General features: G+C 65.6%; 12 protein-coding genes. 7 read left to right on the top strand and 5 right to left on the bottom strand.

Annotated elements, in window-relative coordinates; translation table 11 throughout:
* Positions 1-160 precede the first annotated feature (160 nt).
* Positions 161-1,660, bottom strand: a complete 1,500-nt coding sequence (locus ACLMAL_RS25480) for an MFS transporter (protein WP_412001382.1) — start codon at positions 1,658-1,660, stop codon at positions 161-163.
* Positions 1,661-1,777: 117 nt separating this feature from the next.
* On the opposite strand from ACLMAL_RS25480, the gene ACLMAL_RS25475 reads away from it, so the two are divergent.
* Together ACLMAL_RS25475 and ACLMAL_RS25470 are read left to right on the top strand one after the other, a co-directional pair.
* A complete protein-coding gene (locus ACLMAL_RS25475) occupies positions 1,778-2,452 on the top strand; it encodes a TetR/AcrR family transcriptional regulator (RefSeq protein ID WP_412001381.1) in 675 nt (224 codons plus the stop codon).
* 57 nt (positions 2,453-2,509) lie between these two features.
* Positions 2,510-3,808: a D-arabinono-1,4-lactone oxidase gene (locus tag ACLMAL_RS25470; protein ID WP_412001380.1), complete on the top strand. Its 1,299-nt coding sequence runs from the start codon at positions 2,510-2,512 to the stop codon at positions 3,806-3,808.
* A gap of 14 nt (positions 3,809-3,822) precedes the next feature.
* Here ACLMAL_RS25470 and ACLMAL_RS25465 read toward each other — a convergent pair whose 3' ends face one another.
* Positions 3,823-4,569 carry an SIR2 family NAD-dependent protein deacylase gene (locus tag ACLMAL_RS25465; RefSeq protein WP_412001379.1) on the bottom strand — a complete coding sequence of 249 codons (747 nt, stop codon included), beginning with the start codon at positions 4,567-4,569 and terminating at the stop codon, positions 3,823-3,825.
* A 211-nt stretch (positions 4,570-4,780) separates the two neighbouring features.
* Here ACLMAL_RS25465 and ACLMAL_RS25460 point away from each other — a divergent pair, with 211 nt between their 5' ends.
* The gene (locus ACLMAL_RS25460) at positions 4,781-5,692 is read left to right on the top strand and encodes an oxygenase MpaB family protein (RefSeq protein WP_412001378.1); all 912 of its coding nucleotides are present in this window, start codon (positions 4,781-4,783) and stop codon (positions 5,690-5,692) included.
* Between the two features lie 100 nt (positions 5,693-5,792).
* Here the strand turns inward: ACLMAL_RS25460 and ACLMAL_RS25455 are convergent, their stop codons facing one another.
* On the bottom strand, positions 5,793-6,671 hold the full coding sequence (locus ACLMAL_RS25455; protein WP_412001377.1) for a LysR family transcriptional regulator: 879 nt from the start codon (positions 6,669-6,671) through the stop codon (positions 5,793-5,795).
* A gap of 1,471 nt (positions 6,672-8,142) precedes the next feature.
* Here ACLMAL_RS25455 and ACLMAL_RS25450 point away from each other — a divergent pair.
* Positions 8,143-8,556, top strand: a complete 414-nt coding sequence (locus ACLMAL_RS25450; protein WP_328404886.1) for an arsenate reductase ArsC — start codon at positions 8,143-8,145, stop codon at positions 8,554-8,556.
* Positions 8,557-8,626: 70 nt separating this feature from the next.
* Positions 8,627-9,028, top strand: coding sequence for a VOC family protein (locus tag ACLMAL_RS25445; protein WP_412001376.1), 402 nt, complete (start codon positions 8,627-8,629; stop codon positions 9,026-9,028).
* Here ACLMAL_RS25445 and ACLMAL_RS25440 read toward each other — a convergent pair.
* Together ACLMAL_RS25440 and ACLMAL_RS25435 are read right to left on the bottom strand one after the other, a co-directional pair.
* Positions 9,018-9,731 carry a helix-turn-helix domain-containing protein gene (locus tag ACLMAL_RS25440; RefSeq protein ID WP_412001375.1) on the bottom strand — a complete coding sequence of 238 codons (714 nt, stop codon included), beginning with the start codon at positions 9,729-9,731 and terminating at the stop codon, positions 9,018-9,020. The two genes, ACLMAL_RS25445 and ACLMAL_RS25440, sit on opposite strands and share 11 nt — an antisense overlap.
* A 112-nt stretch (positions 9,732-9,843) precedes the next feature.
* Complete coding sequence (locus ACLMAL_RS25435; protein ID WP_412001374.1) at positions 9,844-10,248, bottom strand: hypothetical protein; 405 nt, start codon at positions 10,246-10,248, stop codon at positions 9,844-9,846.
* A 355-nt stretch (positions 10,249-10,603) separates the two neighbouring features.
* Between ACLMAL_RS25435 and ACLMAL_RS25430 the strand changes: the two genes are divergently transcribed.
* Both ACLMAL_RS25430 and ACLMAL_RS25425 read left to right on the top strand, forming a co-directional pair.
* Positions 10,604-11,416 carry a dienelactone hydrolase family protein gene (locus ACLMAL_RS25430; RefSeq protein WP_412001373.1) on the top strand — a complete coding sequence of 271 codons (813 nt, stop codon included), beginning with the start codon at positions 10,604-10,606 and terminating at the stop codon, positions 11,414-11,416.
* Positions 11,417-11,484: 68 nt separating this feature from the next.
* Entirely contained in the window at positions 11,485-12,447 is a 963-nt protein-coding gene (locus tag ACLMAL_RS25425; RefSeq protein WP_412001372.1) for a threonine/serine dehydratase, read from the top strand.
* Positions 12,448-12,454 lie beyond the last annotated feature (7 nt).

Here is a 12,454-nt window from a genome sequence, read left to right as displayed (position 1 = left end):
ACACGTCGCTCACCAACTCAACGATCGTCCACGCAAAACGCTCGACTGGGAAACCCCAGCCGAGCGTCTGCGTGATCTACTTACCCGCTAAAAGCAGGCAGTGTTGCGACGACCCCTTGAATTCACCAGCGACACGGGCGCTGTGCTTTTCGGTCGAACTTCAGTGCGCGAGCACGGGCTCTCCCTCGGAGGGAGCGGGCACCGTGTTCGGCATCAAGAATGCGGTGATCACGGCGCCGGCCACGAAGATCGCGGTGGCCCACCAGAAGCTGGTGGTGTAACTCTCGATCTGAGCCTGTGCCACGGCCATCGGACCCGGCTGATGCGAGGACAGGTAATCCGTCGCCGCCGACGCGGCAATGGTGCTCAACAGCGCGGTGCCGATCGAACCACCGACCTGCTGGCTGGTGTTGATCATCGCCGAGGCGACGCCCGCATCCTCGTGGTGCACACCGGCCGTCGCGCCCTGGAAGGCGGTCGACATCGCACCGCCGAGGCCGAGGCCCATCAGGACGAGGGCGGGCAGGATGTGCGTGACGTAACCGCTGTCCAGACCGATCCGGGTCAGCCAGGTCATGCCGGCCGCGGCAACGAGGAAGCCGCCCGCGACCACGATCTTCGGGCCGACTTTCGGCAGCAACAGCGAGGGCACCGTTGTCGACGAGACGACCATGCCCGCCACCATCGGCAGGAAGGCAAGTCCGGTCTTGATCGGCGAGTACCCCATGCTCAGCTGCATGTAGTAGGTGAGGAACAAGAAGATCGCGAACATCCCGATGCCCATGACGAACACGGTCAGGAACGAACCACCGCGGGTGCGGTCCAGCACGATCCGCAGCGGCAGCAGCGGGTTGGCGACCTTGGTTTCCAGCCACACGAACACCGCGAGAAGCACCGCGCCGCCGATCAGGAAGCCAAGGGTGACCGGGTTGGTCCAGCTGGTCGACTCGGCGTGCGAGAAGCCGTAGACGATGCCGAAGAGCGCGGCCGTCACCACGAGCGTGCCGGGGATATCGAGCTTGGGTCGTTCGGTGATCACATGCTTGGCCAGCAGCAGCACCGCGCCGACCAGTGCGACGGCGGCGAAGGCCAGGTTGACGAACATCACCCAACGCCACGACGCCCATTCGGTGAGCATGCCGCCGAGCAGCAGGCCGATCGCACCACCGGCACCGGCGACCGCACCGAAGATGCCGAAGGCCTTGGCCCGCTCGGACGGTTCGGTGAAGGTGACGGTCAGCAGCGACAGCGCGGCAGGAGCAAGCAGCGCGCCGAACACGCCCTGCCCGACCCGGGCCGCAACGAGCATTTCGAAGCTGGTGGCCGCGCCACCGACCGCGGAGGCCCCCGCGAAGCCGATCAGACCGATGATGAAGGTATTGCGGCGACCGAAGAGGTCGCTGAGCCGTCCGCCGAGCAGCAGCAAGCTGCCGAAGGCCAATGCATAACCGGTGACCACCCACTGGCGGTCGCCGTCACTGAAACCGAGATCCTGTTGCGCCGCCGGCAGCGCGATGTTCACGACCGTCGCATCCAGGACGACCATGAGCTGTGCGACGCCGAGGACGGCGAGCACCCACCAACGCAGCGCGTGCGAGCCGCGCCTGCCGTTATCCGTTTTCTCGGGGGCGGGTGCCCCACGGTCGATCACCGTAGTCATGCTGTCCCCTTTGTATCGAGTCTTGATGCGGAGAAGGTGTCTCCGCTTATGAAAGAAGCTACCATGGTAACGGAGGTATTGTCTCCACTTAATCCCGATACTTGATAGGATGTGGGTGTGAATCACGCCACGGCCCTCTCTCCACCTCGGCGCTTGCGGGCCGATGCCGCGCGCAATCAGCAGCGGATCGTCGCCGCGGCGCGCGAACTGTTCGCCGACCACGGACTCGAGATCACCCTCGACGACGTCGCCGAACGCGCCGGAGTGGGCGTCGGCACCGTCTACCGGCGCTTCGCCAACAAAAAAGAGCTGATCGCCGAGGTCTTCGAGCAGAACATGTCGGAGTTCGGCGACGCGGCCGATGCCGCCTACGCACATCCCGACCCCTGGCAGGGCCTCGTCCAGTTCTTCGAGTACGCATGCAGGCACCTGGCCACCAACCGCGGCTTCAGCGAAGTAATGCTCGAACTCGAGAACGACATGGAACGCTTCGCCGCCGTCCGCGACCGGCTCAAGCCGACGGTCGCGGCCGTCATCGACCGAGCCCGCGACGCGGGCACCCTGGCCCCCGATGTCGAGGCCTCGGACTTCTTCGCCCTCATCCACATGGTGGACGCACTCGCCGAGTTCTCCAGGCCGGTGAATCCCGATGTCTGGCAACGGTACATGGCCATCGCGCTCAACGGGGTGCGCGCCGACGCCATGCCACGCCAGCCGCTCACCGTGCCCGCACTGACCGATGAAGAGGTGGAACTGGCCAAGTCGCACGTCTGCGCGGGCCGCAAGCGGTAATCGCAAAAAAGGGACATAGGTAGCGCGCGTCACACGCAATCCCCTACAGTTGGACACATGACCAACTCGTGGGTGAACTGGGCCGGCGATCAGCAGTGCGCGCCGACGACGATCGCCGCCCCGCGCAACACCGATGAGCTGGCCGACGTCCTCGGCCGCGCCGCCGCGAACGGGCAAACGGTACGCGTCGCGGGCGCGGGCCATTCCTTCACCGACACCGTCCTCACCGACGGCGTGCTACTGAACCTCGCGAACATGAACCGCGTCCTCGAGGTGGATCCGACCACCGGCCGCGCCAGGGTCGAGGCGGGCATCACCCTCAACGCCGCGAGCAATGCCCTGCACCCGCACGGGCTCGCCTTCCCCAACCTGGGCGATATCGACGTGCAGACCGTCGCGGGCGCCACCGCCACCGGCACCCACGGCACCGGCGCCACGCTGCAGAACCTTTCGGCCGCACTGCATTCCATCGAACTGATGCTCGCCGACGGCACTCGGGTAGAACTGAACGCCGAGACCGATCCGGAGGGTTGGCGCGCCGCACGCGTCGGCATCGGCGCACTCGGCGTCGTCACCGCCGCCACCTTGCAGCTGGTTTCGTCCTTCGTACTCGAAGGCATCGAGCGACCGGTGCCGGTCGAAGACATCCTCGCCGACCTGGATTCCTACGTCGACGGCAACGAGCACTTCGAGTTCTACATGTTCGCGCACAGCCCGTTGGCCATGACCAAGCGCAATAACCCGGTCGAGCTGCCCGAACAGCCGCGCGGCAAGGCCGTCGACTGGTTCGCCGACATCCTGATGTCCAACTACACCTTCGACATGCTGTGCCGCCTCGGCAAATGGCAGCCTGGCCTGGTGCCGTGGATCCATCGCGGCGCCGCCTACGCGGGCAGCTATCGCCGCCAGGTCGACCGCTCCTACCGAGTGTTCGCCTCGCCCCGCCTGATTCGCTTCACCGAGATGGAGTACGCGATCCCGCGCGAACACTCGGTCGCCGCGATCCGCGAAATCAAGGAACTATCCACGACATTCGATACGCCGATGCCTATCGAGGTGCGCTGGGTCGCCCCCGATGACGCGTTCCTCTCCCCCGCCGGCGGTCGCGACACCTGCTACATCGCCGTGCACCAGTACCGCGGCATGGATTTCGAGCCGTACTTCCGCGCCTGCGAAGCAGTCTTCGACCGCTACAACGGCCGACCGCACTGGGGCAAGCGCCATTTCCAGACCGCGGATACCCTCCGGCCGCGCTACCCCGACTGGGACCGCTTCGCCGAGGTGCGCCGCCGTTTCGACCCCACGGGCCGCTTCAGCAACGCGTATCTGGACCGGGTGCTCGGCCCGGTCGCCTGAGTTCGCCGCACGGGTCAGTCGGCCAGGATCTCGGCGACCAACCGAGGCAATGCCGTGCCGATCGGGTCCCGAATGATCTCGGTGGCCAAGCCGTCGTAGGGCGTCGGCTCGGCGTTGACGATGACAAGGTCGGCGCCGTTGTCGACGGCGAGCGCGCACATCGAGGCGGCAGGCTCCACCTGCAGTGAGCTGCCGACCGCCAGGAAGATATCGCTGGTCTCGGCCGTCAAAGCGGCCTTCGTGATCGTGCGCGAGTCGAGCTGCTGGCCGAACATGATGGTGGCCGCTTTCAGCACGCCGCCGCATTCGGGACAGGGCGGGTCCGCCTCTCCTGCCGCGATGCGTTCCAGGGTCGCGGCCATGCTGGTCTCGAAATCACACTCGACACACACCACCTCGAACATATTGCCGTGGATTTCGATGACCCGATGCGGCGAGGAACCCGCGCGCTGATGCAGCCGATCGATGTTCTGGGTGATGATCGTGACGGTGCGCCCGACCCGCTCGAGATCCGCGAGCGCGGTGTGGGCGGCGTTCGGCTCGGCCTGCCACGCCGGGTTGTCGCGGCGGGCGAGCCACGATCGTTGCCGCAGCTGCGGATCGGCCAGGTAGGCGTCGAAGGTCGACAACAGTTCGGCGATGGGGTCTTTCGTCCACACCCCGCGCGGCCCGCGAAAATCCGGTATCCCGGAATCGGTGGATATCCCCGCGCCCGTGAGCACCCCGATCCGGCCGGAACGCCTGCGCCATTCGGTCGTCATATCGAAAGCGTAGGGGCAGCACCGCGGTCAGTGCATTCGGCCGACGGCTTGCCGTCGGCTCGTTTCGCCTCGGCAAGCGCAGCCCCAGCGCGACCCGGAATGACCGTGACCTCCGACGCCTGGCGCAGCCCCTTCGAGCGTGCCAAGATAGTGAGAGATTGGTACTCTAAATCTCTCACACTATTGAGCAGGACGATCAAAGGAGATCGCAATGACGGCGTCCGTCGCACTCGACACCACCGGCTCGCACACGCTGCCGGACCGCCGCCCGATCGAGCCCGGCACGCGAATGTGGGATGAGACCGGCCTGATCACCTTCTCCCTGACCGCAGGCTCGGCGTTCCTGCTTCAAACGATGGAACCGACCATCTCCGCCGTCGTCGACGAGCATTCGACCTTCCGCACCGACCCGATGGGCCGCGCCGTGCGCAGCCTCGGCTCGGTGATGATGTGGATCTACGGCGGTGACGAAGCGCTCGCCGAAGCCGATCGCCTGCGCGCGATGCACGCATCGCTCAACACCACCGATGCAGCCGGCGTCCGGCACAAGGCGCTGTCGTCCGGGCCGTGGGCCTGGGTGCTGCACACCGGCACCTTCGCCTTCACCGAAGGCTCCAAGCACTTCACAACCCGACCGCTCACTGCCGCGGACAAGGAGGCGTACTACCAGGAAGTGGTGCAGCTGATGCGCAATTTCTCGGTGGCGCCCAAGGAGATTCCGGAGAACTACGCCGCGTTCGAGAAGTTCTTCGAAGACATGGTCGACAACCACCTCCAGGACACCGCCACCGCGCACGACTACCTGAAGGTGATCCGATCCGTCGCGCCGCCCACCCAACTCCCGCGCATACTGCACCCGATCTGGCGACGCGCGGTAGCCCCGGTCGGACAACTGCAATATTTCTTTACCGTTGGCACCACCCCCGAGCCTGCCCGCCGCAAGCTCGGCCTGACCTGGACCGCATCCGACGAACGCAAGCTACGAGCACTGGGTTGGCTGATCGGCCGCACCGTACCGCTGCTCCCTGAACGCCTGCGCTACTTCCCGATTGCCTACGAGGCCCGCCGCCTCGAACGCGACCGCGCCAGACTGCGAAAGATCATCGACCTGCGCCCGATGTAACTCTGTCCGTCACCGCCGCGGTCACCCCGTCCCGGTTCTGGGCGTCGGTGTCAGGTGGGCGCGAGAGCTGCTTCCACCACACTATGGACGGCCGCCGCGATCATGTACCAGACAGGTCATGGTCCAGCGCCGCGACCGCTTGTCGAAATGCCTGCACGATCGGGCGGTTGTCCGACTGCCTGGTGGCGACGGCGACCTCCGCCGGTGTGCCGTCGAGGAGCACGAATCGCACATCGGGTCGTGCGAAGTACCGACTTGCCGCAGCACCGTGCACCCCCAGCAGGCCGGTCGTCGCGACAGCGCCCGAGACCGCCGACGGTGTGCGCACCAGCGGCGACCCCCGAGGCACCTGTTGCGCGGGCCCCGCCCATTCCGCGAGTCGCGGATGTCCGCCCGAGACCCGAACCCAACCTTCATCTGCGACATCGTTCAGAAACAGCCGATCGGCGTCGACAAACGGAGACGAAGCCGGGACGACCGCCACACGGGGCGTGGTGTAGACCGGTTGGAATAACAGACCATCGAGATCACCCAGATAGTGCACGACGGCGACATCGACATCGCCTCGCCGCACAGCGTCGTACTGCGAGTACAGGTCCACGTCTTCGTACACCAGCCTTATGCCCGGCATGGCAGCGCCCACCAGGTCGCGCAGCAGCGGCCATCGCTCCGCCATCCCGAAACCCAGGACGCCGACCCGCAATACACCGGCCTCGGTCCGCAGCAACGGATCGACGCTCGCCCGCAACTCGTCGAGCGCGAGCAACACAGCGCGTGCGTGCGAGACGACCCGTTGACCGACCGGGGTCAGCTCGACATGACGACTGGTGCGATCGAAAAGCCGTGCACCGAGCGCTCGTTCGAGTCGTTGCACCTGTCGACCGAAGTGACCTGCCGTGACGAAATGCTGCTGCGCCGCCCGCGCGAAATGCAGCTCATCCGCCAAAGTCACTACATAGCGCAGAGATTCGATGTCCACCAGGAACCTCCAATCTCGAATGTGGGCATGGCTGTACTCCTTCAGTGCGTGAATGGGTTTGGTGTGTAAATTGGGCGGCAGGGTCAGCGGACCTGACCCCAGCGCCGCCAGCGCGACTGTTCGGCATAGGAGCCGTCCAGATAGACGACCGGACGGCCAGGGCCGCGGGTGTCGGTCAGGCCGGCGCCGTGTCGTCGACCGGCACCATGCCGGTCCAGGTCGAGTTGTTCGAGTCGGTGTCGGTCATGCGTTGAGCGTGCACTGATTTCCCTCCGGCTCGGCACCTAGCAACAATCCAACTATAAGTAGGAGTATGCGTATACGCAGCAGTTTGATCATGACCTATTTGGTACATGATCGCGGCGATTCTTTGTGGTGTGCTCGGAGTAACGGCTGCGGCTTGCCAGGACAGCAGGTTTTTTCAAGCGACTGAGACCCTGCAGGCCAGTCCGAGCCGGAGTACCGACCTGGCCGCGGAGGTATTAGTGGCCCGATGCTGCCCATTATCCGCGACATCCGTGGCTGACCGAACTGGAGCGCAGCGATGGTAGACCCTCCGCCACATGGCGCCCTGACCGATGCGCAGAACCGTGAACATAATTCCCTGCTCGCAGGACAGAAACTTGAAATCGGTCAGTCGTTGGTCTCGTCCAATAGGTTATTCCGACAGACTACGCAAGCGGACGGCAACATAGTGCTCCGCGGCACGGGCATCGAGCCGGGCAAAGCAGGCTCGAACTCGACAGATATCTGGAGCACCGGAAAACAAGGCGCGGGCGTCAAATAGCTCGAGCTCGAGCTCGAACCCGAATACGGCCAGTTAGGTAGCGAAAAAACGGGAATGCAGCCAGCGTGCTGCCCAATAATTGGTGGTTAAAAAGCTCCTTGGCCATCCAACCACCCGGTGGGATCTCACGACTGGCTCGCATCCGTGCTCCAGCCAGCGGACCCGGACAAGCCAGAGCCAACCGATCCATCGGCATCGGCATCGGCATCGGCATCGGCATCGGCAAGTTCACTGCAACCGACCATCGAGGCAGACAGCCCACCCAGCGGCGGGCGCTAATCGGCTCGGGAACGCCTGCGCTACTTCCCGATCGCCAACGAGGCGCGCTGCCTGGCACCCGCACCCGACCTGGAATGAAAGGCCATCGACCGCGCTCTTTGTGTTGCTGTAAGCGACAAGAACGATCCGTGGTAGCCGACCCGGCACCCACGGGTCGTTTGATGTGTCTACTATCGAGACATACCTGAAGCGCTGCAACAACTCTCGGATGTGTTAATGATCGAATTCGGCGGCGCCGCGTGCGCCGCGACCCGGTGAGCGTGCATCCGGCCCGCGCGCGTCCTGGTATACGTATCACTCACACTACGGCGCCGTTCGGCGCCCCGACCGGCTCGAACCACCCCGCATCGCCCGACCTCGCGTCCAGCATCGCTCGATTCACCCAGTTGAAAGGTATTCCCGCACATGGCTCACAAGCCCAGCGTGCTGTTCGTCTGCGTCCACAATGCGGGCAGATCGCAGATGGCCGCCGGATTTCTCGGTGCGCTCGCCGGTGATCGCATCGAGGTCCGCTCCGCGGGCAGCACACCGGCCGATGCGCTCGACCCGGCCGTGGTCACCGTCATGGCCGAGGCGGGCATCGACATCTCCGCTCGAGCGCCGAAGCTCCTGACCATCGACGCGGTCGCCATGTCCGACGTCGTGATCACCATGGGTTGCGGCGACGCCTGTCCGTTCTTCCCAGGAATCAGCTACCGGGATTGGGTGCTGCCCGACCCGTCGGACGAGGACATCGCCATCGTGCGCTCGATCCGTGACCGGATCCGCATTCTCGTGGAGAACCTGATCGCCGAACTCATTCCAGCTACCGCCAGCTGAGCGCCGCCCTCGTCCACGGTGTCCGATTTGTTCAAGACCGGCTGCACCGAGCCCGCTTAGGCTGCGGGTCATGACTCCACAACTCGACTTCATCGGCATCGTGGTCTCCGATATGGCGGCCACCCTCGACTTCTATCGACGCCTCGGGCTGGATTTTCCGGAGGGCTCCGAGAACCAGCCGCATGTCGAGGCCGCGATCGCGGGCGGGATGCGCATCGCCTTCGACACCGAAGCGGTGATCAAGTCATTTCATCCGCAGTGGCAGCCGCCCAGCTCCACGGGCCGGACCGGACTCGCCTTCCGGTGCGCCGATCCCGCCGAGGTCGATCGGGTGTTCACCGAACTCGTCAACGCCGGCTACCACGGCGAATTGAAGCCATGGGACGCCGTTTGGGGTCAGCGCTACGCCTCGCTCGCGGATCCCGACGGCAACGGCGTCGACCTGTACGCCCCGTTGCCTGCTACCGACTGAGCAACTCACGCAACGACATTCCCGCCAGGTCCCGCACCTCGCGAGCCAGATGGGCCTGGTCCGCGTAGCCGGTGCGTGCGGCGGTGTCCGCGAGCGCCACTCCGCTGCGCGCCGCCGCCAGGGCCCGCTGCAGCCGCAATACCCGAGCGAGCGTTTTCGGCCCGTATCCGAAGGCCGCGAGGGACCTGCGATGCAGTAGCCGCGCACCGAGCCCGGCCGCTTGGGCGGTCTGCGCCACCGACCACCCCGCATCCAACGCGACCGCGATCCGGCGCAGGATCGGATCCGGCGGTTCGGTGTCGGCCGCCCGCCGCAGCACTATCGCCTCGAGCGCGGCAATCGTGTCGTCGGCGTCGTCGATCTGCGCAGTCAGCTGCCGGACCGTTGCCGACGGCCACAGATCCGCGAGTTCGACGCGTCGATCACGCAATTCGTGTGCGGGCACCCCGAGCAGCGCGGGCGCACTACCGGGAAAGAATCGGATCCCCGCAAAGCGGGTTCCCACCGGAACAGCTGGGCGGTAGGCACCGGTGTCCGGACCCGCGACCGACAGCGTGCCGCCGGTCCACAACAGATCCATGCACCCATCGGGCAGTACGGGCAGGCCGAGATCATCGCGAGTAACGATGCGGGTCCACACCACAGCACCGTCGAACCGTGACGGGCGCTCGCGATACCCGAGCTCCGCCGTTGCCTCCACCACGATTCGAGGCTACCTGTGTCGTCAGCGACTCTGTCGAGGTTATCTACGCCGTAGACAACCGAGATCGGAGGCCGGGCGCCGGCGCCGGCGCGATATCAGATCCGCCGACGGCTCAGTGCGGGTTGAGACTGCGGGGTGCGACGCGGATGTAGTTGTTATCGGTAGCAGTGATTTTGGCGTCGGGATCCTTGCACCCGACGCTGACCTCTGCCTCGGGCGGTGACGAAAAAGTCCAGATGGTGGTCCAGTCTCTGCCTGCGATGGATTCCTGTTTCTTCACATCCGAGGAGCGGAGATCTTCATTTCGTCCGGTGCTGTCGGCTACCGTGCAGCGCAGGCCCGATGCCGCCGAGCCCCACTCCGCGGGAACTTTGATATCCATGACGGCATCGGCGGGTACGAGCACTTTCTCGGTTTCGCCGAGGGTTATCCGCACACCGCCGCCGAGCTCGGCAGCCTCGCTCGGCCCCGGAGCAGCGGTCACCGCACTCGCCGACGAAGCAACGGTCGACGTCACAGCGGAACTAGACGGCTTGTCATCGGAGCACCCAGCCGCGGCAACAGCCACCAGTGCGGATGCCGTAATCCAGATCAGTTTCACAGGTCAAACCTCTCTTCGCGCCCACTAATCGGGCGTCGGTACGGATCAGCGATCGAACAGAGTATGACGACTTCTCAGATGAATGCAGACTACATTGCATGAAAGTTGGCAATTGATCCGCAAATAGAGTGTGCGCGGCCGAGTTCGAGGGCAAGGAGAAGCACCGCACACCGGCACCGAGAATTGGTCCGCGTATCCGTATGCCGCCGATGGCAATTCGCGCCCCACCGAACATGTTCGGTTCGACTTCGCATCGACAGTTAGGATCGCGATGACCGAAGTGATCACCCTGGTTCGGAGGACGCCGATGACGTTGCCCGTCGTATTCGACACTTTCGACATCGCCGCAGCCGATGGCGACGCCGATTCCTATCTGGTCAGACCCGATGACGGGCGAGCCCATCCCGGCCTGCTGTTCCTCATGGACGCCTACGGCCTGCGCCCCTGGCTCCGCGAGATGATGGAAACCATTGCCGCGCACGGCTTCACTGTGCTGGCACCGAATATCTTCTATCGCTCGGGACGCGCACCGCTGCTACCGCTACCGGACCCCGCCGAGCCGGACGGCCAGGCCCATTTCTTCGCGGCATTGGCTCCGATGCGGCAGCAACTCACGCCGAACAACACGATGGCGGACACGAAAACCTACCTGGACTGGCTGAGCGCTTGCCCATTCGTCGCACCGCGCGCACTCGCCGTGACGGGCTATTGCATAGGCGGCCGGCTCGCCCTGCGCACCGCAGGCGCCCATGGCAGCCGGATCGCGGCCGCGGCCAGTTTCCATGGCGGACGCCTCGCAGTCGAGGATGCGCCCGACAGCCCGCACCACGCCGCGAACGGCATCACCGCGGAACTGTTGATCGCCCACGCCGATCGGGACGTCTCCATGCCCGCCGACCAGATCACCCTGCTCGACTCGGCGCTCGACGCCGCGGGAGTTCGATTCACCTCGGCGGTGTATCGGGATGCGCAGCACGGCTTCACCATGCGTGACACTCCAGCGTTCAGCGAGGCAGCCTACGAACGCCACCTACACGCCCTGCTGGCGTTGCTGGATCGCGCATTCGCGGATGGCAACGTATAGATCGGCGGCAGGCGGGCCACCTCCCCGCGGAAGACTCATTGATCGACCGGAACGACACGAGGAGCGCAATGGAATTGACCTACCGCGACATCAAGGCAGCCACCGACCGCGTCGCGGGTCGGGTGCGGCCGGTCGCCCTCGCGCCCGGGGACCGTCGAGCCGGATCCGTCTCGGGTGAGCTGTGGTTCGCACTCGAATTCATGCAGCACACCGGCACATTCAAGGCGAGGGGCGCACAGAACTTCATCCAGGCGCATCGGGACGAGGGCACATTACCCGCGGCCGGGGTGACCATTGCCTCCGGTGGCAACGCGGGCCTCGCGTGCGCATGGGCGGCGCAGCAGCAGGGCGTGACCGCGACGGTGTTCCTGCCGACGACAGCACCCACGGTGAAGGTCGACAAGCTACGCGGCTACGGCGCGCAGGTGCGGATGGTCGGCGACGAATACGCGCACGCGCTCGCCGCGTGCCTGGAGCACGCCGACACCACCGGCGCACTGCTGTCGCACGCCTACGACAATCCGCTCATCGCCGCGGGCGCGGGAACCCTGATGGAGGAGATCCACCGGCAACTCCCCCGGCTCGACACCATCGTCGTCGCGGTCGGCGGCGGCGGCCTCTTGGCCGGGATAGCCACAGCCGCAGATCATTACGGCATCCGAACCGTTGCGGTGGAGCCGGAGAATTGCCGCGCGCTCCGTGCCGCGATCGAAGCCGGGCACGTCGTCGACGGCCCCGTCGATTCCGTCGCCGCCGATTCCCTCGGCGCCAGGCGCGTCACAGAGCTGGCACTGCACGCGGCTCAGCACTACGACGTCGCATCGATGCTGGTCTCCGACAACGAGATCGTCGCCACCCGACGCGCGCTGTGGCACGATCGCCGCCTTGCCGTCGAGCACGCGGCTGCAACTGCGCTCGCCGTCCTGACCAGCGACGATCAGCGTCCCGGCCGGGCGTACCTGCCGGATCCGGACGAGCAGGTCTGTGTCGTATTGTGCGGCGCCAACACCGATCCCTCGGATCTGGGCTAGTCGCGGC

It is taken from the genome of Nocardia sp. CWNU-33 (genome assembly GCF_046764895.1).
Lineage (GTDB): Bacteria > Actinomycetota > Actinomycetes > Mycobacteriales > Mycobacteriaceae > Nocardia.
The sequence above is the reverse complement of the archived record's forward strand: the minus strand, read 5'-3'. Positions and strand labels throughout refer to the sequence as shown.